13 protein-coding genes are annotated in these 24,928 nt (G+C 69.0%); 3 read left to right on the top strand and 10 right to left on the bottom strand.

Features of this window, described 5'->3' with window-relative positions; genetic code table 11:
* Positions 1-16: 16 nt before the first annotated feature.
* Together IBX22_RS06080 and IBX22_RS06085 are read right to left on the bottom strand one after the other, a co-directional pair.
* A complete protein-coding gene (locus IBX22_RS06080) occupies positions 17-1,306 on the bottom strand; it encodes a lysine N(6)-hydroxylase/L-ornithine N(5)-oxygenase family protein (protein WP_194814372.1) in 1,290 nt (429 codons plus the stop codon).
* Positions 1,306-1,554: a phosphopantetheine-binding protein gene (locus IBX22_RS06085; protein ID WP_194814373.1), complete on the bottom strand. Its 249-nt coding sequence runs from the start codon at positions 1,552-1,554 to the stop codon at positions 1,306-1,308. The genes IBX22_RS06080 and IBX22_RS06085 overlap by 1 nt, the downstream gene beginning before the upstream one ends.
* A gap of 213 nt (positions 1,555-1,767) precedes the next feature.
* On the opposite strand from IBX22_RS06085, the gene IBX22_RS06090 reads away from it, so the two are divergent.
* Together IBX22_RS06090 and IBX22_RS06095 are read left to right on the top strand one after the other, a co-directional pair.
* Positions 1,768-2,847, top strand: coding sequence for an isochorismate synthase (locus IBX22_RS06090; RefSeq protein WP_309234448.1), 1,080 nt, complete (start codon positions 1,768-1,770; stop codon positions 2,845-2,847).
* Positions 2,848-2,977: 130 nt separating this feature from the next.
* Positions 2,978-4,903 (top strand): sigma factor-like helix-turn-helix DNA-binding protein, encoded by a 1,926-nt coding sequence (locus tag IBX22_RS06095; RefSeq protein ID WP_194814374.1) that lies wholly within the window; start codon positions 2,978-2,980, stop codon positions 4,901-4,903.
* Here the strand turns inward: IBX22_RS06095 and IBX22_RS06100 are convergent.
* The 3 genes from IBX22_RS06100 to IBX22_RS06110 form a co-directional block, all read right to left on the bottom strand.
* On the bottom strand, positions 4,817-5,686 hold the full coding sequence (locus IBX22_RS06100; protein WP_194814375.1) for an AMP-binding protein: 870 nt from the start codon (positions 5,684-5,686) through the stop codon (positions 4,817-4,819). The genes IBX22_RS06095 and IBX22_RS06100 overlap by 87 nt on opposite strands.
* A gap of 117 nt (positions 5,687-5,803) precedes the next feature.
* Positions 5,804-6,451 (bottom strand): isochorismatase family protein, encoded by a 648-nt coding sequence (locus IBX22_RS06105; protein WP_194814376.1) that lies wholly within the window; start codon positions 6,449-6,451, stop codon positions 5,804-5,806.
* A 41-nt stretch (positions 6,452-6,492) separates the two neighbouring features.
* Entirely contained in the window at positions 6,493-7,296 is an 804-nt protein-coding gene (locus IBX22_RS06110; RefSeq protein WP_194814377.1) for an SDR family oxidoreductase, read from the bottom strand.
* A gap of 55 nt (positions 7,297-7,351) precedes the next feature.
* Between IBX22_RS06110 and IBX22_RS06115 the strand changes: the two genes are divergently transcribed.
* Complete coding sequence (locus tag IBX22_RS06115) at positions 7,352-8,995, top strand: (2,3-dihydroxybenzoyl)adenylate synthase (RefSeq protein WP_194814378.1); 1,644 nt, start codon at positions 7,352-7,354, stop codon at positions 8,993-8,995.
* Positions 8,996-9,091: 96 nt separating this feature from the next.
* Here the strand turns inward: IBX22_RS06115 and entS are convergent, their stop codons facing one another.
* From entS to IBX22_RS06140, 5 genes are all read right to left on the bottom strand, one after another.
* Positions 9,092-10,351, bottom strand: coding sequence for an enterobactin transporter EntS (entS, locus tag IBX22_RS06120; RefSeq protein ID WP_194814379.1), 1,260 nt, complete (start codon positions 10,349-10,351; stop codon positions 9,092-9,094).
* The gene (locus IBX22_RS06125) at positions 10,348-11,352 is read right to left on the bottom strand and encodes a Fe2+-enterobactin ABC transporter substrate-binding protein (protein ID WP_228538213.1); all 1,005 of its coding nucleotides are present in this window, start codon (positions 11,350-11,352) and stop codon (positions 10,348-10,350) included. The genes entS and IBX22_RS06125 overlap by 4 nt, the downstream gene beginning before the upstream one ends.
* A 57-nt stretch (positions 11,353-11,409) precedes the next feature.
* Positions 11,410-22,878, bottom strand: a complete 11,469-nt coding sequence (locus IBX22_RS06130; protein ID WP_309234449.1) for a non-ribosomal peptide synthetase — start codon at positions 22,876-22,878, stop codon at positions 11,410-11,412.
* Positions 22,879-22,994: 116 nt separating this feature from the next.
* Complete coding sequence (locus IBX22_RS06135; protein WP_194814380.1) at positions 22,995-23,840, bottom strand: siderophore-interacting protein; 846 nt, start codon at positions 23,838-23,840, stop codon at positions 22,995-22,997.
* A gap of 28 nt (positions 23,841-23,868) precedes the next feature.
* Positions 23,869-24,927: an iron chelate uptake ABC transporter family permease subunit gene (locus tag IBX22_RS06140; protein WP_194814381.1), complete on the bottom strand. Its 1,059-nt coding sequence runs from the start codon at positions 24,925-24,927 to the stop codon at positions 23,869-23,871.
* Position 24,928: the final 1 nt, after the last annotated feature.

Raw genomic sequence — 24,928 nt, forward strand, 5'->3', positions numbered from 1 at the left:
GCCATGGTGCGTCCGATCACCCCTGGCGCGCCACCACCGGACGCACCGCGGGGTCGCGGGCGACCGAGCGCACGATCTCGCCGGACCGCACCGCCACATTCGACAGCAGCGACGACGAGAGACCGTGCGTGTGCTCGGTGCCGCCCTGCAGGAAGATCCCGCCGGGCAGCGGCTTCGTGGTGACCAGCCGGTAGTCGCGCGCCACCCGGGGCCCTTCGACGTCGGCGACCACGGTCTCGGCCAGGTCGCCGAGCAGGTCGCGCAGATCCATCGGGCGGAAACCGGTCGCGCAGACGACCGCGTCACACCGCAGTTCCTCGGTCAGCCCGGTCGGCTCGTGCTCGACGGTGACCGTGACGCCGTCGCCGGTGTCGGCGACCTGCGCCGCACGGGACGCGCCGTGCATGAACAATCGCCGTGCGCCGCTGACTCTTTCGGCGTACTCGCGGGCGTAGAGCTCCTCGATCAGCGGCAGGTCCACCGCCGAATAGTTGGTGCCGCGGTGGTAGTTCATCAGCCTGCGCCGGAATTCCGGTGTCGCGGAGTGGAAGTCGTCGACCGCGGCGGGGTCGAAGATCCGGTTGGCGTAAGGGCTGTCGTCGGAGGGACTGAACCCGTACTTCGCGAACACGGCGTGCACGGCCGCACCCGGATAGGTGGTGTGCAGGTACTGCACCACTTCGGCCGCACTCTGCCCCGCACCGAGCACCACGAAACGCTGGTGCGTCAGGTCCGGCAGCGCGGCGAGCCCGGGCAGCAGGTGATGGTTGTGGAAGACCCGCGCACCGGCGGTCACGCCACTCGGCAACTGGGCCGAGAGCCCGCCTGCCACAACGATATTGCGGGCCCGCAGCACTCCGGCGTCCCGGCCGCTCAACTGGATTTCGAAACAGTCGCCGGTATCGGTGATCGTCTCGGCGTCGGTCCCGTAACTGACGTCGGCGTCGACGGTGCTCGCCGCCCACTCCAGGTAGTCGTGAAACTCCACGCGGGTCGGGAAGAACGTCTGATAGTTGATGAAGTCGTTGAGCCGGCCACGTTCGGCCAGGTAGCTCAGGAAAGTGAAGCGGCTGTGCACGTTCCGCTGCGTCGCCAGATCCTTGAGGAAGGAGATCTGCATCGTCGCGCCGGGCAGCAACATGCCGGGATGCCAGCCGAACTGTTCCTTGCGTTCGACGAAGCGCGCCGTCAATGCGGTTCCCGCGCTGCGGTTCTCGTTGAATTCCGAGAGCGCGATGGCGAGCGCGAGATTCGACGGCCCGAACCCGATCCCGGCGATATCGACGATGTGGTCGGACTCGCGCATCACGCGGCCTCGGAGGTGACCACATCCAGCCACACGCCGAGCACCGGCTCGGCGGCCAGCGTCACGAAGTCGGTGTGTGCGGCGCCCGCGGCCCGCCACTTCTCGACCAGCGACATCAGGCGCACCGAATCCAAGCCCGCGTCGAGCAGATTGGTGTCCTCGGCCAATTCCTCCGGTCGCAGGTCGAGTGCGGCGGCGATATCGGCGAGCACCTGCTGCCGGTCGAGCGCGGTCAAAGCCTCGTTCATGCGACTCCTCGGTCCGTGCGGCTGGAACACTTGCCCAGCCCGTCCAATATTTGTTTAGGCTACACTAACTTCTACCATATTGGTCATTGGCCGGGATAGGCTGTCGAACGCCTCGGGGAGCACGGCCGTGCACGGAAAGGCAACGCCATCAACATCTTCAGCCCGGCACGCAGCGAGGCCCAGGCAGCTCTCTCCCCCACCGGGGCAGCGTTCGTGCTGTCTCGTCCGCACGCCACGGTGCGTGCCGACGGACAGAGCGCGACCTTCTCCGATGCCGGCCAGGCCGCCGCCGCACTGCGTTCGGGCGCCGCCACCCACATCGTCGGGGCGCTGCCGTTCGACCCGGCCGCACCGGCCGCGCTGTGGGCGCCGACCTCGGTGTCGATGTCGGAGGGCCCGCTGCCCGCCACCGGCGCGGCGCTGCCCCGGATCACCGTCGAGTCCGCGATTCCCGAAGCCGCGCAGCATCTTCAGCGCCTGAAGTCGTTGATCGCGACGCTCTCCGACGCCGGCACCGAGCTCGAGAAGGTGGTGCTGGCCCGCGCGCTGCGGCTGAGCGCCTCGACACCGGTTTCCGCCGCCCAGATCCTGGACCGGCTCGTCGCCGGTGACGCTTTCGGCAACGGTTTCAGCGTCGACCTGACGGCCGCGGGACCCGCCTACGCCGGAAAGACACTGGTCGGCGCGACCCCGGAGGTCCTGGTGCGGCGCAGCGGCGAGGTGGTCACCTGCCATCCGCTGGCCGGTAGCGCACCGCGGCACCGGGATCCCGTCATCGACCGGGAAACCGCTGCGGCCTTGCTCGATTCGCCCAAGAACCTGCGCGAGCACGCGTTCGTGGTCGACCAGGTACGCGCCGCTTTGACGCCGCTGTGCCGTGAGGTCAACATCCCGGAGGTCCCCGAACTCACCAGCACCCCGAAGCTGTGGCACCTCGGTACCCCTATCACCGCTATTGTCCGTGACCCGGCGATCACTGCCCTCGATCTCGCGCTGGCCATGCATCCGACGCCCGCGATCTGCGGCACCCCCACCGCCGCGGCCCGCGACCTCATCACCGAACTCGAAGGCGACCGCGGCTTCTACGCCGGTGCCCTCGGCTGGGCGGCGGCCGATGGGGACGGCGAATGGATGGTCAGTATCCGCTGCGCGGAATTGTCCGCCGACGGCCGTTCGATTCTGGCCTACGCGGGCGGCGGGATTGTCGCCGAATCCGATCCGGACGCCGAGCTTGCCGAGACCACAACGAAATTCGGGACAATGCTCGCCGCGCTGGGCGCGACCGAACACTGATTCCGAACCGTTTCGGTTTCGGACACGCCGAATCCGTCCGCGACAGTCCCGGAGCCGGAACGAATTCGGATTGTGCGCCTATGATCGAGCCTGTTCAACAGCGTCGACCATAGCGAGGGAGAACCAGTCGGTGAGTGGGTCGCCGGGCGCCGCCGAAAAGGTGACGACCCAACCGCGCGCGGCCATGGGGCGGTCCTGGCTGGAGATACTGCCGTGGCTCGGCGCGCACCGCGCCGGACCATCGCTGCTCGGTGACGATGTTCTCATTCCGAACGCCTGGATGTCGACACCGGCCGGAGCCGGGGTACCGCCGGAATTCCTCGGCGAAGTATGCCGGCGGATCGCGGTGGTTTTCCTGGAGCAGCACCGCGATGTGCGTTTGGCCGTCGCATTTCCGTTCGCTTTCGCCGCCGCCGATTTCGACGATTTACGGCTGAGTGCGAAAGTCCGTATCGCGTTGGCCGGGAACGGCGCCATAGCCGCCCTCGGCAATCTGACGATGCGGGAGCTGGCCCGGCTGCCCGGCATCGGACCGGCGGCACTCACCGAAATCGGGACGGCGTTGGTGCGCTGCAGCATTCCGGCGCCCGCACCCGCGCCCGCGGTCGCCGAAGTGGAGTCCTTCGTCGCCGGGCTCACCGACCGCGACCGGTTCCTGCTCACCGCGCGCGTGCTCGCCGCGAAACCGATGACGCTCGTCAGCTGCGGAATCGAACTCGGTATTTCCCGGGAGCGGGTCAACCAGCTCGACAGCCGGCTGCGCAACCAGGTGCGGACGATGTTCCACGCCTCGCGGGAGTTGCGGCGCACCGCCGATATCCTGGCCGCGGCCGCGCGTCCGATGGCCGCGCTGGGCCGGATCTGTGACAGCGCGCCGGAACTCGGCGCCCCGGTCCCGGGGCTCGGGCTGCGGCTGTGGCAGGTGCTGATCCGGCTCGATGATCGCATCGATGTCGTCGACGACTGGATTGCCGACACCTCCATCGAGGCCGCCCGCCAGCGCGTGCAGAAGATACTCACGGTTGCCGCGACCCCGGAGGGCCTTGTCGAAATTGCCACCGCGGCTGAGGCATTCGGTCTCCCGGGCGAGGAGACCGGGCGGGCGCTCGCCTATCTCGGGTATCGCGTGCTCAACGCGCACGTGCTGATTCGCTCCGCGTCGGTGCACGATGCGGTCGCCGCCGTGCTGGCGCTGTCCGGGGAGCCGATGACGGTGGCCGAGATCCAGGCGGCGGTGGTGCCACGCCGTTCGGTGTCGAGCATCCGCAACGCGATGGTGGCCGACGAGCGGTTCGGCAAGGCCGACCGCACCCGCTGGGGGCTGACCCGATGGGGCACCCGCTATGTGCCGATTCATCGGCAGATCGGGGAGATCCTGGACGCGAACGGCGGCCAGATCGAGCTCGAAGAGCTGGTGCGGCAGGTCACGCGCAGCTTCGACGTGCGCGCTGTCAGCGTCCGAACCTATGCCGCGACAGGCGAATACGTCACCAGCGCGGGCGTGGTCACCCGGCGGGAACGCAGCTATACGCCGCGCAAGTCGCCCACCAAGACGCGCGGGCTGTATCGCGAGGGCGACGTGATCCGCTGGCGGACCACGATCGCGGCCGCTCACCTCAAGGGCTCGGCCTTCAATCTGCCCTCGGCACTGGCGGGCATGGTCGGGGTCGGGCCGAATCATCCGGTGGAGTTGGCGAGCCGGCTCGGGCCGCAGGCGGTGCTGTGGGTGTCGGTGCAGGCGCGCTGCGGCACCATCAAGCGGTTCGTCGACGACCTCGGATTGTCGGCCGGTGACGATGTCTTCCTCGAATTCACGCCCGGTGCAACGGGTTTGCGATTCGACGTGGTGCCGGTGGCAGCGGCCACGGGCGGCGACAAGGTGCGCCGGGCACTGGCCGCGACCGGACATTCCGCGGCGGCCCGGCTGCCGAAGGGGCAGCTGCGGTCCGCGCTCGCGGCGGCGCTGTGGCTACCCCCAGCGACGGATCTGCCCGCTGTCGGCGCGGCCCTGCGAGCGCGTGGGGAAACGGAGCTCGCGGACCTCGTTGCCGGCTGACTCCAGCAGCGCCGAAGTCCGGCGGCCGAACAGGGCCACGCTCAGGCCATCGCAGGTCCGGCCGGCACCCTCCGGCAGCGTCTGGGCGTAGAAGTCCGCGTGGACGAGCACCGACGCGGCGCCACCTTCCTCCGCTCGGTCCGTCAGGGACAGGGTCGCGCCGGAGATCAGGGTCGCCACTGCGGCCAGGAAGGTTTCGAACGCACCGAGTTCGAGACCGAGGCCGACGGTATCGTCCGCCCCGATTCCCCATTGCCCGGCCACCGTCCGCGCGGTGGCCGTCAGCGCCCCGGCGTCCACGACGCGGCACAGCGAGCCCTCCGGACTACAGAAGACGAAGCCGGCCGGCGGCTCCGATCGGGCGGCGGAGTTTGCCAACCCGACCAGCGTGTAGTCACCGGCGACGGTGGACATCGGCGGATCGTCCACGCCCACCACGTCTTCGACGATGTGGTTGTCGGCAACGTGCCCCAGCGCCCAGTGCGCATCGGCAACGCGCAGCTTGCGTTCGGTGAGCGTGCAGGTTTCACGAATGTCGAGCGGGATGGCCACGGCGCCCGCGTAGTTCACTGCGAGCGCCGCGAGTAGCGATCGGTAACCGAAACGGATGTAGACCGCGACTCGCTCGCCAGGGCGAACCCCTGCGGCGAGCAGTTCGGCGGCAAGCACTTCCACGGCTTCGGCCAGCAGGTCATAGGTGTGCGCGCAGCCATCGTCGAGAACCGCGATCCGGTCGAAGGAGTTTCCGATCCCCTCGACCGCCTGAGCGATCCGCGTCATCATCGGCACTGCTGCGTCACCTCGCGTTCTCGAACCGCAACCCTTCCGGCCGGAAAGGTAAGGACAGCCTAACCACACAGCCGCCGATTCGGTGAAACGTGACCCGGGTCACTCCGCGCGTTAGGCCGCTTTCGCTTGGCGCAGACTCATTTCCAACTCCTCGGTCGTCGCCACCACGCCACAGCGCCGCGCCACGTAGTTCAGCGCCATCAGGTGATCCTCGCGGGTGAAGTCGGCGGTCGCGTCCAAGGCGAAGAACGGGCGCACATCGCTCATGAACGCCTCGGCTGCGCTGAGCATGCAGCCCATGTGGGCATAGACGCCGGTGATGATCAACTGGTCGCGCTGGTAATGACTCAGCAGTTCCCGCAGGTCGGTGCGCTGGAAAGCCGAGTAGCGCCACTTGGTGACCTGGATGTCGGACGGGCCCGGCTCCAGTTCCGCCACCACCTCGGCCTGCGGACCGCTCTCCAGGCCGGTGCCCCAGAAGTCGGCCAGGATGCCGCGGCGCGACGGATGCTGGTCACCGGGCTGCATGGTGTAGATCACGGGAATGCCCGCCATCGTGCAGAACTGGCGCAGCCGGCGGATGTTCGCCAGCGCCGTGGCCATCGGTTCCTGATCGGTGCGGTAGGCATCGATGAAGTACTGCTGCATGTCGTGAATCAGCAGCGCGGCGCGGGACGTATCCAGCGACCACGACACCCGGTTGTCGTCCACCTCATCGGGCGTGGGCAGCGAATACGGGGCGATCGGCGGGATAGCCAAGACAGAATCCTCCTACGGCGGAACGGTTTTCGGGGGGGTTGCTACATATCGAGGGTGGCGCCGCCGTCGACCCGCAGGTCGTGCAGCGTGATGTGCCGGGCGGCCGGTGATGCCAGGAAGTAGGCGGCCTCGGCGACGTCTTCGGGAAGCCCGATGCGCCGCAACGGGATTCCGGCGCGGTAGCGGTCGGGATCACCGGCGATGATGCGTTCGCGCGCGATGTCGGCGAGTTCGGCGTCGGCGCCGTGCATCCCGCGCAGCATGGGGGTGTCGGTGGAGCCGGGCGAGACCAGGTTCACCCGAACCCCTTGCGCGGCAACCTCCAACCCGAGCGAGCGGGCGAACGCGGCCGCGGCGGCTTTGGAAGCGCCGTAGGCCGCCATGCCCGCGCGCGGGGTGCTGGCGGCGTTCGAGGTGACCACGACGATCGAGCCGCCGCCGTTGGCCGCCATGGCCGTGGCGGCCTGCCGGGTGACGTTCATCGTGCCCGTGGCGTTGACGCTCATGCACCGATTCCACTGGGCGGCCGTCAGATCCGCCGCATCGCCGGTTTCCAGCACGCCCGCGGCGTGCACCAGCACCGCCGCCGGGCCGATCGCACGGGTCGCGTCGGCGAAGGCCTCGGCGACCGCATCGGCGTCGGCGACATCGACGCGGGCCGCGTGCGCGACGAAATCATCCTCGGCAGCACGGATTTCGGTGCGCACACGGAATACGGCGGGATCGGTGTCCCACAGTGATACCGGAGCCGAACGCGCCGCGAACAATTCCGCGACCGCCCGCCCGATCCCTGCCGCCGCTCCGGTGACGATGACCGGACCACATGCTTCCCAGCTCTGCGACATAAGGTTAGCCTATACTGACTTTCTCGCGAATGACAATGCTCGATGGAAGGGCTCGATGTTGGACTCCCCACTCCCCGGCTGGACTCCGTGGCCGCTCGCCGAAACCGAGCTCTACCGCTCGCTCGGCTACTGGACCGGCGAAACCTTCAGCGATCTGCTGGCGGCGCGGGCCGCGAGCCACCCGGCAGCCGTGGCGGTGGTCGACGACGCGAACCGCTGGTCATACGCCGAATTGCAGTCCCGGGCGCAGGAACTGGCGACCGGTTTCCGCGAGCTCGGGATCCGGCCGCGGGACCGGGTGCTGGTGCAGTTGCCGAATATCGCCGAGTTCGTCGAGGTGATCTTCGGGCTGTTCCAGGCCGGGGCGTTGCCGGTGTTCTGCCTGCCCGCGCACCGGCAGGCCGAGCTGGTGCCGATCGCGCGGGCCAGCGGCGCGGTGGCGATGGTGACCTGTCATCACCACCAGCTCTTCGATCACGCGGCGCTGGCCGCGACCGTGCGCGCGGAAGCGACGGCACTCGAGCATGTGATCGTGGTGCCGGATCGGGGTGCGGCGGCACCCGAGGGCTTCCTGCCCCTGGACGAACTGCGCCGGACCCCCGGGGAATTCCCGGCACTCGAGGCCGCCGATGTCGCGTTCCTGCAGTTGTCCGGCGGCAGCACCGGGATTCCGAAGCTGATCCCCCGCACCCATGACGACTACCTCTACAGCGTCCGCCGCAGCGCCGAGATCTGCGAACTCGATTCGAGCAGTGTGTATCTCGCGGCCTTGCCGGTCGCCCACAACTTCCCGATGAGTTCGCCCGGCATCCTGGGCGCATTGTGGGCGGGCGGCACGGTCGCTTTGGCCGCCGACCCCACCCCGAGCACCGCGTTCGCGGCGATCGAGCGGTTCGGCGTGACCATCACCGGGCTGGTTCCGCCGCTGGCCCGGGTGTGGGCCGAACGCGCCGAAGCCGGTACTCCGCATGATCTTTCGAGTCTGCGGGTGCTGCTCGTCGGTGGCGCCCGCTGCCCCGACGAACTGGCTCGGCGGATCGGGCCGGCGCTGGGGGTCACCGTGCAGCAGGTCTTCGGGATGGCCGAGGGCCTGGTTTGCTACACGCGGCTCGACGATCCCGAGGAGGTCATCGTCGGGACGCAGGGGCGGCCGATGTCGGACCTCGATCACGTCGCCGTGGTGGACGAATCCGGGCAGCCCGTCGAGCCGGGCACCGACGGCATGTTGATCACCAAGGGCCCGTACACGATTCGCGGCTACTACGACAATCCCGATGCGAACGCGGCCTCCTTCACGCCCGACGGCTGGTACCGGACCGGCGATGTGGTGGCGTTGCGCACCGACGGCAATCTCGTGGTCAAGGGCCGCAACGGCGACCACGTCAACCGTGGCGGGGAGAAGGTCTCGGCCGAGGAGCTGGAGGAGCATCTGCTCGAGCACCCGGCCGTGCGGGACGCCGCGATTGTCTCGGTGCCCGATCCGGCCCTCGGTGAGCGGACGTGCGCGTTCATTCTGGCCACCGATCCCGATGCCGCGCCGACGCTTTCGGAGTTGCGGCGCTTCGTTCGGGAGCGCGGGGTGGCGGCATGGAAGCTGCCGGATCTGATCGAGGTCGTGGACAGTTTCCCGGAGACGGGGGTCGGCAAGACCAGTCGCCGGGCGTTGCGCGCCGCGCTGACAGAGCACGCCAACCGCTAGTTTCGTCGTCCCGGAACGATTGTGGCCGGGACCCGGCATCGGCCTCGAATTCGGAGCTGATGTCAGGGTCCCGGCCACAACCATGTAGCGAAAGGCTCAGGCGGCGACAGGTTCTGGAGCCGTGGCGGATCGCACCGCGGACAGGGTCGCGAAGAGCAGAGCTCCGATGACTACGACAACGAGACCGTAAACCAGCAGTGCGGTATCCGGGGCGAAGTATTGTCCGAGGATGCCCGCTGTCATCGACCCGAGAGCGGTTCCGGTGACAGCCTGGATCAGCCACAGGCTGGATACCCGGCCGCGCAGTTCATCCGGGGTGTTGTGCTGCAACACCGCGAAACGGAAGATGTCGTTGACCGCGCGGGCGAGGCCGAACCCGGCCAAACCCAGGAAGGCCATCAGGGCGGCTCCGGTCGCGGCGCTGCCGGTGCTGCCGAGAACCAGGGATCCGATCGGCAGTGCCAGCATCGAGGCGAGCAGCGCCAGCCCGCTGCGGCGGATGTTTCCGGTCCAACCGCTGGTGAGCGTGCCGAGCACAGCGCCGACCGCGGGTGCGCCGTAGAGCAGACCCAGGGTCGCCGGGCCCGCGTGCAGGACTTGGTCGACGAACGCGGGCAGCAGCACCGTCGGGCCGCTGGCCAGCATGACCACCAGGCCGACGACCAGCACGCCGCGAATTGTCCGCTCCGCCATGGCGAATCGCATGCCGGTGATCAGCGCACGCAGCGGCGTCTCCCGGGCCATCTCCGGCGGTGCGGACGGGCCGACCTCCTGGAACAGCGTGACCGTGACGGCGGTCAACGCGGCCGCGATGAAATACGTCCACGAGACACCGCCGGCCGCGATGACCACACCGGCGAGTGCGGGGGTGATCATCGTGCCGAGATCGGTGGTGAGGGTGACGAGCGCGCCGGCGGCGGCCATCTTGTCGCGGCCGACCAGCGCCGGGGTCAGCGCCATCAGGGCGGTACTGCTCACTCCGCCCGCGAGACCGTCGATCCCGGCGGCGGCGTAGATCACCCACACCGCCGGATGGTCCAGCACCGCGTTGATGCCGAGCACCAGGAACCCCAATCCCGCTGCGGTGCGCGAGAATTGGATGGTGCGCCGCCGATCGAAGCGATCGGCGAGCACGCCGCCGGCCAGGCTGCCGACGAACATCGCCGCCGCCAGCACCACCGAGACGCCGGCGACGTGCAGGTTCGACCGGGTGAGCTGATACATCTGGGCCGGTACCGCGACGATCAGAAGTCCGATGCCGAGCAGCGAAATCAACCGCGCGGCAAAGGCATACCGGAACGCGCGGCTGGATCGCAGCGGCGCGATGTCGATGACCAGCCCACCCAGCCGTCTCATGCGAAGCGCTTCGCGATGACGTCGAGGGTGGCCATGACGCCGTCGTAATCCGGGCGGTAGCTCGTCGCCGGGAGCTCATAGAGCGTGTTGTTCTTGAACGACGGCAGGTTCGAGTACACCGGATCCTGCTTCAGCTGATCCATCGAACGGCCGCCGACCGGGATGAAGAACACCTGCGGCGCGCCGGCGACCTGGGACAGCAGTTCCGGGCTGATTTCGACGGCGTCACCAGAGCCGAATAGCTTCGGATTGCCCGCCTTGGCCAGCACGTCGTCGGCCGCGAAGCCGAGTTCGCTCAGCAGCGCGGGCAGGGCCGCGGACTGCGGGATCAGGTACGGCTTGTTGTTCGGCAGCGACAGCAGGTAGGCGTAGTTCCCAGCGGGCACCTTGATCGAGGACTTCACCTTGGCGACCTTGTCGCGGTAGGCGGTCATCATGGCCTCGACGCGGTCGGAGCGTCCGGCGGCGTCGGCGACCTGGCGCAGCTGTTCCTGCCAAGCCGCGACCGTCTTGGGTACCAGGACGGTCGGCGCGATCGCGGTCAGCTTGTCGTAGACCTTTTCGGCCTGCACGGCGGTAATGCCCTGTCCGCCACCGATGATCAGGTCCGGCGCGGCTGCGGCGACGGCCTCGATGTTGAGTTCCTCACCGGCGGGCAGCTGCTTGGTGCCCTGCTCCTTGGCTTTCGCCGACCACGAGGGCGGGAAGCCGCCGTCGAAGTTGGTGACGCCGAGTACGCGGGTGTCGGTGGCGGCCACCGGGGCGTCGAGCGCGTACAGGTAGCCGGCCAGGCCACCGCTGAGCACCACGATGCGCTTGGCCTGCGCGGGCACGGTGACCGGGCCGCGTTCGGTCTGGATGACCCGGGTCGTGCCCTCCGAGGACGCCTCACCGGTGTCCGAACCGCAGCCGATCAACGCCGTCAAGGCGACGAGCAGCAGCGCCACCAGCGCGGCAGACCGCCGGGGGCGGCTGCCGGACGGCATGCTTGGAACTCTCATTTCTCTCCTAGTTGTGCTCGGCCACGGATGGCCGATGGGTAAGCCCCTTGCTGGGGCTCAGACTCGGGTGGTCTCCAGTAGTCCGGCGAGGTCGGCGACGGTCGGCTGGGCCAGGACCGCGCCGACCGCGAGGGTGACGCCGAATTCCCGTTCCAGTTCGCCGACCAAGCGCATGACCCGCAGTGAATCGCCGCCGAGGTCGAAGAAGCTGTCCTCGACATCGGTGATCTCGGCGACGCCGAGGACTCGGGCGAAGACCGCGCAGAGGGCGCGTTCGGTGTCGGTGCGCGGACCGTTGCTCGCGGTGCGGGCCGGCGGTTCGGGCAACGCGGCGCGATCGAGTTTTCCGTTGGGGGTCAACGGAATCGAGGCGATGATCACGATGTCCGAGGGCACCAGTTGCGCGGGGAGCCGCTTGCGCAGTTCGGGCCGCAGGTCCTCGACGGCCCGGCCGGGTTCGGGGACAACGTAGCCGATGAGCCGGGCCGTGCCGGTCGCGTCGCGGCGGACGTTGGCCGCGGCCCGCCGCACACCGTCGCAGGCGGCCAAAGCGGCTTCGACTTCACCCAATTCGATGCGGACGCCACGGATCTTCACCTGATGGTCGCCGCGGCCCATGTATTGGAGTTGCCCGTCGCGCCTGCGCTGCACCAGGTCTCCGGTGCGGTACATGCGCCCGCCGTCGGCCGCGAACGGGTCTGGGACGAAAGCGGATGCGGTCAGGCCGGGCCGGTCCAGGTAGCCGAGGGCGACGCCGTCACCGGACATGTACAGCTCGCCCACCGCGCCGACCGGAACTTCACGCAAGCCCGAATCGAGCACGCGCGCATGGGCGTTGCGGACCGGGCGCCCTAGACACGGTGTCTCGGAGCCCTGGACGGGTGAGCCCATCGCGTTGATGGTGAATTCCGTTGGGCCGTAGAGGTCGTAGCCGTCGACGCCGGGCTGTTCGCGCAGCCGGGTCCACAGATCGGCGGGCACCGCTTCACCGCCCAGGATGACCAGGGCCAGGATGTGCTCGCCGTCGAGCAGGCCGCCCGCGATGAGTTCCTTTGCGTAAGAAGGCGTCACGTTGATGACGTCGATGCCGACACTGCGGTAGTGCCGCACCAGCGCCGTCGGTTCCAGGCGGGCCCGTTCGTCGATGACGTGCACCTCGTGCCCGGCGAGCAACCAGAACAGTTCCTCCCAGGACATGTCGAAGGAGAACGAGACGGTGTGCGCGATCCGCAACCGGCCCCGGTTCGCCGATTGCTCGGTGGGCCTGAAGATTTCGTCGACGTGGTTGTGGTACATCGCGGTCAGGCCGCGATGACCGACCACGACGCCCTTCGGCTTGCCCGTCGAGCCCGAGGTGTAGATGACGTAGGCGGGCTGGTCGGCGCTGATCGGGCCGCGCACCGCGGTATCCGGCAGCAGCGGCGGCGCGGTGCGTCCGTCGAGCACGTCGGCGACGGCCGGGTCGTCGAGCAGCACCGCGCGGTGGCTGTCGTCGAGGAGGGTACCGGCCTCGACGGTCGTCGAGATGACCGCCGCGGCAGCGCTGTCGGCGATCAGGTCCCGCAGGCGGGCGGGCGGATGCGCGAGATCGAGCGGCAGGTAGGCCGCGCCGGTACGCATGACCGCGAAGATCGCGACCACGTGATCGGCGGTACGCGGCAGCGCCAGGGCGACGGTGTCACCCGAGCCGACACCGGTCGCCGCGAGGATCCGGGCCAGGCGGTCCACCCGGGTGTCGAGCTCGCGGGCGGTGAGCGAAACCGGGCCGCACACAAGCGCTGTCACGTCCGGCGTGGCCTGCGCGCGTTCCCGCAGCAGGGCGTCGACGCTGCCGCCCGGCTGGCCGGGTAGCGGTACGTCGACTCGTTCGGGCGCGAATTCCAGCGGGGTACTCGCCGCGGGCACGACCGTGTCGGCCACGTGCGCACCGGTTTTCGTCACGATCAGGTCCAGCACCGCCACCAAGCGGTCGAGCAGCGCGGCGGCTTCGGCGTCGGCGACGAGATCGGGGCGATGCTCGCAGGTGATCGCCATCGGTGTGGTGGGCGAGCCCGGTTCGATGTCGATGGTGATCGCGTAGTGGGTGCCGTCGATCGCTTCGAAACCGGAGATTCCGTTGCGCTGGAACATCTCCGACTGTGCCTGGTGATCGCGGGGCACGTTGCGGAAGACGGTGAGAGTGTCGAACAGTGCCGGGACGCCCGCCGCGCGCTGGATCCGGCCGAGGCCGAGCTGGTGGTGGTCGGTGAGGCGGCCCTGTTCCCGGAACACGCGTCGCATCAGGTCGGTGAGCGGTTCGCTCGGACGGGTGCGGACCCGCACGGGCACGGTGTTCAGGGCCAAGCCCACCATGCGGTCGGCGTCCGGTACCTCGGGGGAACGGCCGGAGACGGTGGCGCCGAACACCACGTCATCGGTACCGGTGGTGGCGCGCAGCGCCAGGCCCCAGGCGGTAGAGACCACCGTGGACAACGTGACCCCGGCCTTACGTGCGAAGGCATGCAAGGCCTGAGTCGTGCTGTCGGACAAGCCGGTTCGGGTGAACACCGGCAAGGCCGCTTTCTCAGCGGCCTGCTTCGAGGCGATCAGTGTCGGCTGGCGGAGTTCGGCGAGGTAGGTCGACCAGGCCGATTCCGCTGCGGCGCTGTCGGTTTCGGCGAGCCAGCGCAGGTGGTCGCGGAAATCGGCGGGTGCGGGCAGCACGGTGTCCAGGTCGGCGGTGCTTTTACGGGCGTGTTCATATAGCGCGAACAGCTCGCGGTACATCAGGGTTTGTGACCAGCCGTCGGTGAGCAGGTGGTGCTGGGTGCACACGAGGTACGCCCGGTCACCGGGCAACCATGCCAGGGTCATGCGGATCAGCGGCGGAGCGGTGTAGTCGAACGGTGTCGTGAACTCGGTGTTGTCGAGTTCCTTCAGCGCCGAGGGGATTTCGGCTTCCGGGAGCGCGGTGAAATCGACCTCACGGAACGGCACGCTCGCGGTGGCCGGGATGAACTGAACCGGCTGCGCGAACCCGGCATGGGTGAAACCGGCCCGCAGGTTCGGGTATCGGCGCAACAATGCATCGGCGGCAGCGCGCAGCGCGGGAACGTCGACCGCAGCTGCGCCCGATTCCGTTGCGGCGAAAGAGAATCTCGGCTGCATGTGGTAGGCGTCGCTACCGGCGGCGCTGTCCACCAAGGACTGGAAGTACATGCCCTCCTGCAGCGGACCCAGAGGAAGTGCCTCGACCCAGTTGGGGCACAGGGCGTCCAAGCGGGCCCTGCCGTCGGCGTCCAACGCCAGGAGTGGTTCGAAAGCAGTCGTGTCCGGTGCCACTCGCGTCGATCCGGACTGCGCGGATCCCGGGGTCGGCAACGCCTTCCGGTCGAGTTTGCCGTTCAGGGTCAGCGGGAGTGCTGGGATCGTCGTGATCGATTGCGGCACCATGTATTCGGGTAGCAGCGCGGCGAGATGAGCGCGCACCGCCGCGGGATCGATAGCGGAGCCATCGGCGGTGACGACATAGCCGAAAAGCCTTCCCGTGCCGGCCGAGTCGGCGCGGACGCAGGCGGCGGCGGCCGTCACACCGGGCACCTGGCGCAGTGCGGTTTCGACTTCGCCGAGTTCGATGCGGAACCCGCGCACCTTCACCTGGTCGTCGGCGCGACCGCGGAACAGCAGACCGCTGTCGGTGCGACGCACCAGGTCACCGGTGCGGTACAACCGCTGTCCGGGTCGGCTCGGGTCGGCGACGAAGCGTGCGGCGGTCATGGCCGGGCGGTTCAAATAGCCCCGGACCACCTGTGCGCCACCGAGATACAACTCGCCCTCGGCCACCTCCCGGAGGTCGTTGTCGAGGACCCGGACGTGCACGTCGGTCCACGGTGCACCGATTGTGACCGGATCACCCTGCGTCAGTTCGGCGGAGGTCGCCCAAACGGTTACCTCCGTGGGCCCGTAGACGTTTCGCACCGCGGCGCACTGGGCGACCATGTCCGTGGCGAGATCGGTGGGCAACGCCTCGCCGCCCACCAGGGCCCGCACCGTGCCGAGTTGATCCGCGTCCTCGTGCTCGACCAGCACCCGCCACAGCGAGGGCGTCGCCTGCACAACAGTCGCGCCGCTGTTGGAGATCAACGCGTGCAACGCATCCGGGTCGAGCACTGTCGGACGGTCGGCGACCACCACGGTCGCCCCGGCGGTTAGCGGGCACAGCAGCTCCAGCACCGCGATGTCGAACGACACCGTCGTGACCGCGACGAAACGGTCCCCGGGCCGAATCCACCCGTCCGCGACCACCGTCTCGGCGAACGCCGCTAGGTTGGCGGTGCTGATCAGCACGCCCTTCGGGTTACCCGTCGATCCGGAGGTGTGGATGACATAGGCGAGGTGATCACCGGCATGCGGCGGCTCGGGCAACACGATGGAGGTATCGACCGCCTCCGCACTGTCGACCAGCAGTGTGCGCGGAGACGCGGCAGGTAGCCGATCCACGACCGCCGAATTGGTCAACACGCAACGCGGCTTCGCGTCCGCCAGCATGTATTCCAGCCGCTGCGCCGGATAGTCGACGTCGAGCGGCAGGTAGGCGGCACCGATCCGAAGCACCGCGAGCAGGCCGACAACCAGGTCCGCCGAACGCGGAAGCGCCACGGCGACAACCTGTTCGGGTCCAGCGCCGGCCGCGAGCAAACGGCACGCCAGGTCATCCACCCGAGCACCGAGCTCCCCATATGTCAGGGCTGCTCCCCCGCTGACGACAGCGGTGGAATCCGGCGTGCGGCGCACCTGCGTCGCGAAGCCGACCGCGATACCCTGCGGAATTTCGCTGCGCCGCACCGGGTCCGACGCGACACTCGAGGCGCTCGCGCTCGCCTGAACCGCGAGCGCACCGTTGTCCCCGGGCACTGAGTCATCTTCGGCCGCACGATTCGTGCGAGCACCGTCGCGGTTCGGCGAGTCGGTCGGAGCAGCGTCGGTATCTGCCGAGTCCGCGAGAACCCGAGCGCCGGACGAGGTGCCTAGCCCGTTCCGCGGATCCGGCTCCTGGGCAGTTCCGGCGTATCTCGCCTGGTTCCAGCGGACTGGGTCGATCACCGCGCAGGCGGCGAGACCTCGGGCTGTGGGGGCGTCGAAGATGTCGGCGACGACGATGCGGAGGCCGAGCTTGCGGAGTGCGCCGACCAGGCGCATTGCCGTCAGTGAGTGGCCGCCGAGGCTGAAGAAGTCGTCGTCGACGCCGACCTCGGGGACTTCGAGAACCTTTGCCGCGCAGGTTCGGACGGCATCGATCACTTCGGCGGAGCCGTCGTCTGTCCTTTCGGCCCGGATGTCCTGGTGAGCGCCGGGATCCAGCGGAAGCGTGTCGGGTGCAGCGACAACCGCGTCCGGACGGCGGTGGCTGAGGACCGTCGGGTCCGGGGATGCCGTCAGCAGGGCGGCGGCGGTTTGCTCCGGAGCGGCGATGAGGCCGGTGAGGATGTCGACGAGCCGGGAGGCGGTGCGCTGCACCAATTCGGCTGGGACAGCGGCGGTGTCGTGATCGAGGATCAGGTCCAGCCCGGCGCTGGGCGGCGCGAGCAGGGTGATCGGGTAGTGGGTGACGCCGCGGTTGGTGAACCCGGCGACGCGGAGGTCATGCGATTCCGGCTGTCCCGGACCGGAATTCGGGAAGTTCTCGAACAGGACCAGGGTGTCGAAGAGCTGGCCGATACCGGCGACGCGTTCGACCTCGGCGAGGCCGGTGTGCTCGACCTCCTGGATGCCGAATTGCGCTTCCTGCAACCGGGTGAACTGGTCCAGCAGCGGGCGCACCGGATCGATGGTCATCCGCACCGGGATGGTGTTGCTGAACAGGCCCACCATGGTCTCGACACCGGGCAGGTCGGCGGGTCGTCCGGAGACGGTCGCGCCGAATACCACGTCGTTGCGGCCGGTGAGTTCGGCGAGCACGGCCCCCCAAGCGCCCTGGACCAGGGTGTTCAGGGTCAGCGCTCGGGACCGGCCGAGCGCGGCGAGCGCGTTAGCCGCCTCCTCCGGCAGGGGTACCCGCAAGGCGGACCGAGTACCGCGGGCGCCGGGCGCGCCGACGAGCGTCGCCTCGGACAAGCCGGATAGGCGCTCACCCCATACCTGTTGTGCTACTTGATGATCGCGATCGGCGATCCAGCGCAGGTAGTCGCGGTAGTGCGCCGGCGCGGGCAGTTCGTGTTCGGACGACGAGTGATACAGCGACAGCAGTTCCCGCACCATGATCGGGGTGGACCAGCCGTCGGTGAGCAGGTGGTGGGCGTTGAGCACGAGCCGGTGCGCGTCGCCGGGCAGGCGAATCAGCAACGCCCGCAACAGCGGAGCGGTGCTCACGTCGAAAAGTTGTGCCGCCACTTCGTCTTCGAGCCGGTCGGCGGACCGCAGTGCGGCGCGCACGGGCAGCGCCGACAGGTCGACGTGCCGCCACGGCACCCGGACATCGCGCGGGATCGCCTGCACCGGCCGGTCGAACTGCTCATAGTGGAAGGCTGCGCCGAGGTTCGAGTGCCGGGCGACCACGCGGTCGAAGGCCTGGACGAGCCGGTCGGCGTCGAGCGCGCCGGTGAGGTCGAATCGCGCTGTCAGCGTGTAGACATCGTTCTCGCCGTCGCGAACCGCGTGGAACAGCAAGCCTTCCTGCAGCGGCGACAACGGCAGCAGATCCGCCAGCGGGCCGTGGATGGCCTCGAGCTCATCGATGCCGTCCTGGTCGACCTCGACTTCGGGGCAATCCGACGGCGTCAGCCCGCCCGGGGCCAGAACCGCGTGCGCCGCAAGGGCTTCCAGCGCCAGCTCCCAATGCTGCTGCAGCTCGGTCACACTGGTCGCGTCCAGCACGTTCGAGGCAGCCGTCCATTCGACCGCCAACCGTTCGCCCGCCGTCGACTCGTGCACGAAAACGTTGAGCGCCAGCACTTCCGACAGCGCCTTGGTCCGGGGCTCGAAGACCGCGAACGGGTCCTGTTCGGGTAGTCGCCACCCGGTCCCCGGCAGCGCGGGGAATCGGCCCAGATAGTTGAGCAGCAGCTCGGGAGCGCCCTGTCGGGACAGCACCGGCGCGGTTTCGGGGTCGAGGTACCGCAGCACACCGAACCCGACACCACCGTCGGGCACCGCGCGCTTGGCTTCCTTCACCGCCCGCAACAACCGCCCCGCGGCGTCGCCACCGTCCAAGGCGTCGGACAGCTGGTTGGCATCGGCGATCGCCCCGGTCGGCACCTGAACCGGATACTCGCTGGTGAACCAGCCGATGGTGCGCGCGAAATCGGTGTCAGCGGTGAGCGCGTCGCGCCCATGACCCTCCACCGACACGAGCTGGCCGGTCGAGCCCGCCTCCCCGCGCGAGTGCCGCCACGAACGCAGCGCCAGCATCAGCGCCGCGAGCAGGACCTCGTCCACCCGGGCCCGATACGCGTTCGGCAGCGTCGTCAGCAGAGCACGCGTGATGTCGGACGAAACGACCGTATGTGTCCGCGCCGCGGTCTCGACCGTGTCGCGGACCGGATCCAGCGCCCGCGCACCCAATGGGACACCCGCGTCGAGCGCCGCCTGCCAGTAAGCCAATTCGGAGCGACGCGTACCCGTCACCCCTTGCTCGGCCAGTACCGTCGCATGCCGCCGCCACGAGGTGCTCGCCGGGAACGCGGGTACTGCCCGCCGCTCCCGCGCCGCCGCGGCGGCTTCCTGCAAGTCCGGCAGCAGGATCCGCCAGGAGACCCCATCGACCACCAAATGATGGGCAACAACAATCAGCTGATCCGGTCCGGACTCATTGCGCAGCAGCACAATGCGAAGCAAGTCACCGGCCTGCGGATCCAGTCCGTCAGCCGCCTGCTCGGCAATTCGCCGCACCGCCTCGTCAAGGGTGCCGGAGGCCCCGGCGCCGGCCGAAGCCGTTCGGTGTTCAACGTGCGATCCCGCGTGCTGCGACGGCTCGGTGCCCTCCAGGTGGGACAGCGCTGACGCAGCAGCGGATCCGCCAGGCAGCCTCTTCCCGGCACTTGCGGGTGGCGTCTCGATCCGGGCGGCATCGTGTGATGCCGACACCTCGGTGACTATGTCCGCGGCGGCGACCGCACCGACATCACGGATGATCAGATCCGGGGTGCCGGTTTCGGTGTCGCGGCGCAGCAGCAGGCGCAGTGCGTCGTGACGGTCGAGAATCGTCTGTACGCCGGTCGTCAGGTCGGCCAGGGCCACGGACTCGTCCACGAGAACCGCTGTCCACTGTGCGTATCCGGCCACCACGGTCAGATCGGGGTTGCAGTCAAACAAAGCGTGCACGATCGGCGGGATCGGGACCGTCCCGGTGGCGACGTCCGGAACACGCGGCGCTTCGTCGGCGTCGACGGCCGTGGCCTGGGCGGCCAGGGTCGCCAGATCGCGCTGGGCGAGTAGCTCTTTCGGTTGCAGGATCAGGCCGCGACCACGTAGGCGGCTGGAGACGCTGATGGCGGTGATGCTGTCGCCGCCGAGGCCGAAGAAGTCGTCGTCGACGGCGGCGCGGGGGCGGCCGAGGACTTCGGCGACGACCTCGCACAGCACTCGTTCGCGCTCGGTTCGCGGGGCGCGGCCGTGGGAATCCAGTTGCGGGGCAGGCAATGCGGCGCGGTCGAGTTTGCCGTTGACGGTTACCGGGAGTTCGTCGAGGAACACGATCGCCGCGGGCACCAGGTGATCGGGGACGTCGGCGGCGAGGGCGCGGCGGAGTTCGTCGGCGGGCGGCAGCGTAATCCCCGCCGTCGCAACGACATAGCCGACGAGCTGGGCCGGTGTGGTCGTGGTGATGACGGCCGCGGCCGCCGCGACGCCCGGCAGCGCGCCGAGAACCGCTTCCACTTCGCTCAATTCGACGCGATGGCCCCGGATCTTGACTTGCTTGTCGTTGCGGCCGAGGAATTCGTAGCCCAGCCCCGGCACCCAGCGAGCGCGGTCACCGGTGCGGTACATGCGATCACCGGGTGCACCGAACGGGTCGGCGACGAAGCGGTCGGCGGTGACAGCCGCTCGGCCGAGGTAGCCGCGCGCCAATTGCGGTCCGGCCAAATAGAGTTCGCCGCGTTCACCGTCGGCGACGGGAAGCAGTGCGCTGTCGAGCAAGTAGGTGCGAGTGCCCGCGAGCGGGTGGCCGATGCGGGGTGTGCCGTCCGCGATGCGAGTGCCGATGGCGTCGACAGTGGCCTCGGTCGGGCCGTAGAGATTATGGGCGGCGATACCGGCGTCGATGATGGTGTCCCACAGCGCCGGTGGGGCCGCTTCGCCGCCGATCACCAGCAGCTCCGGGCGTGCGGCGGTGAGCAGTCCGTTGTCGACCAGGGCCGCCCCCATCGACGGGGTGGTGTCGACGACATCGATGGCGTCGCGTGCGAAGGCGGCGACCAATGCCGCTGCGTCCCGCTGCAATTCGGCGTCGTAGATGTGCACGCGGTGCCCGCTCAGCAGCCACAGCAGCTGGTCGAGGGAGGCGTCGAAGGCGAACGACGCGGTGTGCGCAGTGTGCAGTTGCCGGTTTCCCGAGCGTGCGGCGGCGTCGGCGTAGATCGTGGAGCGGTGGTGGTGGAATAGGTGCGCCAGGCCACCGGTGCGTACCAGCACGCCCTTCGGCGTGCCGGTGGAACCGGATGTGTAGATGACGTAGGCCAGGTGCTCGCTGTTACGCGGGGCGGCCAGCTCGGCGGCGGTGAGCGGACCGTCCGGGCGGGCAGCGAGCTCAGCGGCAAACGAATCCGATTGCAGCAGAACAGGTTCGGGCCGGTCGTCGCCGGTCAGCGAGTCGGCGAGCTCCGCGCAGCTCAGCACCAGCACGGGCCGTGCGTCGTCGATGATGGCGCGGAGGCGCTGCGCCGGATGTTCCGGGTCGAGCGCCACATAGGCGGCGCCGGCGTCGAGCACCGCCAGCAGTGATACCACCAGGTCGGCGGTGCGCGGCAGGGCGATCGCGACCAGGTCGTCCGGGCCGATCCCCCGGGCGCGCAGGGACCGCGCCAGCCGGTGCACCCGGCCCGCGAGCGCGGCGGCGGTGAGCCGTTCGTCCTCGCACACCAGCACGACCGCGTCCGGGGACTGCTCGGCAAGCCGGTTCAGCGCAGCCGGAACGTCCTCGACGACACCGGGCAGCGCCGCCGCGGCCCGCTCGGCGAGAATCCGCTCGCTCGCCCCCGCCGCGGACAACTCCACGCGCCCGATTGCCGGATCCCCGGACTCGGTGAGCCCCTGAATGATTCGAACCAGCCCGGCCAAGCGCCGCTGCACGGTCTCATGACTGTTGGTTCGAGCGTCCACCTCGAATCCGAGCTGCACCGCACCGTCGGCGATCGGAGTTACGGTGAGGCCCAGGTCTTCCGGCGGCCCACCCGCCACGTTCCGCAGCACACCCACCGCGCCCGCGAAATCCAGGGCGAAGTCGAAAGCCTTGAGGTTGATGCCGATTCCGTGCAGCAGCGCACCCGTGCCCGCCGCACCGAGGTCGCGGGCCAGGTTCTCGCCGCGGTAACGCTGGTGCGCGCGCAGACCACGCATCGCGTCGGCGACCTGCTTGCTCAACGCCGCCAAGGTGTCGTGGCTGCGCACGGTCAACCGCAGCGGGAGCACGTTCACCGCCATGGCGGGCGTGGTCAGCGCGGTCCGGCCGACGCGCGCCATCAGCGGCATGGCGATCACCACGTCGGATTCACCGAGCAAACGATGCACGAAGCCCGCATAGCAGGCGATCAGCACTTCGGCCCAGGTGGTGCCGGTGGACTCGGCGACCGCACGCACCTGCGCCAAATCGGCGGCCGAGAGCACCGCGCGCGCCTGGATGGTGCGTTCCGCCGGTCCGTCGACCCGCTCACCGCGGCCGTCGAGGGCGGGCAGCGGGGTGAGCAGGTCACGCCAGTAGGCGCGGTCCCGCTCGAACTGCTCGCCCGCGCGGTACTGCTCGTCCTCGGACACCAGGGTCTCGATCGAGCCGAAACCGACTGCCGCGACCTCGGTTTCGTGGACGAGCCCGGTGTAGTGGGCGGCCACCCGCCGCGACAGCATGGCCGCGCTGTAGCCGTCGACGATCAGGTGGTGGTAAAGCTGCACGCACCAGACTTCACGGTCGGTCAACCGGATCAGCTGATAGGTGTAGAGCTGGCGGTCGACCATGTGGCGGCAGTACTCCGAGGCCCGGCTGCGTTCGGCGTCGACCAGGGCGTGGGCGACGGTGACCGGGTCGGCTTCGGCGCGCAGGTCCGCGATCGGGCGCAGTTCGAGTGCGGCGTCGCTCACGAATTGCCGCGGCCCGTCGGGGGTTTCGAGCATCCGCAGGCGCATGGTCTCGGCTTCGCCGATGGTCCGCCGGATCGCTTCGGCGAGCAGCTCGATGTCGATCGGTTCCGGGCCGGAGATCTCGAGCACCTCGCCGACGAGGTAGCTGCGGGATTCGGGATCCAGGCGCTGCGCGTTCCAGATGCCCAGCTGCGCACCGGTCAGCGAAAGCACCCGCACGCCACTTGCTTCGGAATCCACAACTGGCAGCGCACCCACACCGAACTCCTCATCCTTCGAACACGATCACCATCAAGATAGGCAACCCTAACTTTGATGAGCCTAAACTATCCCATGCGGAAACTGGAACCTACAGAGCCTGTTCCCGCGCAATGTCACTCGTGTTCGTGCGCCTCTTCGAAATCGGCGACGCCGCGCTTCCAGTACCCGGTGACCAGGTGATCCGCCGCCGCCAGCCCGAATTCGCCGCGCAGCCACCGACGTAGCGGGCGCACGGTGACAGCTTCACCGGCGATCCAGGCGTAGACCCGCTCGCCCGCCGGCACCGGCACGGCTTGAACAGCCTGGACCAGCACCTCGGAGTGCCCGGCGGCGACGCCGTCACGAAACAGCCACTGGACCTGAACCTCTGACGGCGCGGTCAGTTCGACCACTTCCGAGGCGTCGGCCACTTCGATGAACGCCCACCCGGCGGCGGTCGGCGGCAAGGTCTCCAGCCAGCGCGCCATGGCGGGCAACGCGGTGATGTCACCGGCGAGCAAATAGCGGTCGTAGGTGTCGGGCACGACGAGCCCGCCCGGCGGACCGGCGATGTAGACCCGCGTGCCGGGCCTGACCTCCGCCGCCCAGGTGGCCGCGAAACCACCCGGGTGCAAGGCGAAGTCGATATCCAGCTCGCCCGCGGCGGCGTCGAAGCGCCGCACCGTGTACTCCCGGGAAATCGGCAGCGGCCGCGGCCATTTCATGCTCAGGCCGACCTTCTCCGGCAGGCGCAAGGATCCGTCGGCATCCGGGAAGATCAGGCGCACATGCTCGGTCGGCGTGTGACTTTCGAAGCCTTCGAGTTCCGGGCCGCCGAAGGTCAAGCGCCGCAAGGCCGAACCGACCATCTCGGTCCGCACTACCTCCAGTTCCCGCAGGCCGATCGGGTACGGCACCTTCGCCCCACCGGCCCCGGCTCGAACCTCGGCGATTCGCTCCACATGCGTACTCACTGTCATCGGCGCTGTCCTTTCCATCCAGTTCGTTTCACTGCCGGGCCTCGCGGGCGAGCAGCCACACGAAGTACGCGCCACCGACCGAGACCGTCACCACACCGACTGGCAGCTGGGTCGGGGCGAAGGCGCGCTGCGCGATCCAGTCGCTCAGTAGCAGCAACAACGCGCCCAGTGCGGCGGAGGGCACCGGGGCGACCGTGGCCGAGCGAGTCAGTCGGCGCGCCAATTGCGGTGCGGCCAAAGACAAGAACGCGATCGGGCCCGCCGCGGCGGTCGCGACCGCGGTGAGCGCTACACCCACCAGCACCGCCGCCAGCCGAGTCGGCTCCAGCCGGATCCCCAGCGCTCGGGCAGTATCGTCGCCGAGTTCGAGCAGCGGCATCCGGTAGGCCAGCCACAGCACGCCGGGCAACAGCGCCACCAGGGCGATGGCCACCGGCGTGACCTGACTCCAATCCAGCCCGGTCAGCGAGCCCGAACCCCAGACCGCCGCTGCCATGGCGGTATTCACGTCCATCTTCATCAGCAGCCACACATTCACCGACTGCAGCATGGTGCTGATCGCGATGCCCGCGATGATCAACCGGAAACCCTGCATACCGCCTTTCAGCGACAGCATGTAAACGATTGCGGCGGTGGCTATTCCACCGATCAACGCGCCGAGGGCGGTTTGCCGGTAACCGCCGCCGAAGATCAGCATCACGATCAGCGCGCCGGTGTAGGCGCCGAAATTGAAGCCGATCACGTCGGGGCTGCCCAGCGGGTTCCGGGTCAGCGACTGGAAGATCGCACCGCTGGCGCCCAGCGCCGCACCGAGCAGCAAGGCCAGCAGCACTCGCGGCATCCGCAGGTCCATCACCACGAATTCCGCCAGGCGCGTGGAATCCCCGAAGACCGCCTGCACCACCGTCGTCGGCGACAGCTGGTACTCACCGGTGCCGAGAGCGAAGACCGCGACCACGGCGCTCGCGGCGAGCAGCACGGCGATGACCGCGGGCGTGCGCAACCCGATCCGCACCGAAACCCGGTTTCCGGCGCGCAGCACCACCATGCGGCGTCCGAAATCTATTCGCGGAGCAGTCTTCACCATC

The organism is Nocardia sp. XZ_19_385 (assembly GCF_015355755.1).
Taxonomy (GTDB): Bacteria; Actinomycetota; Actinomycetes; order Mycobacteriales; family Mycobacteriaceae; genus Nocardia.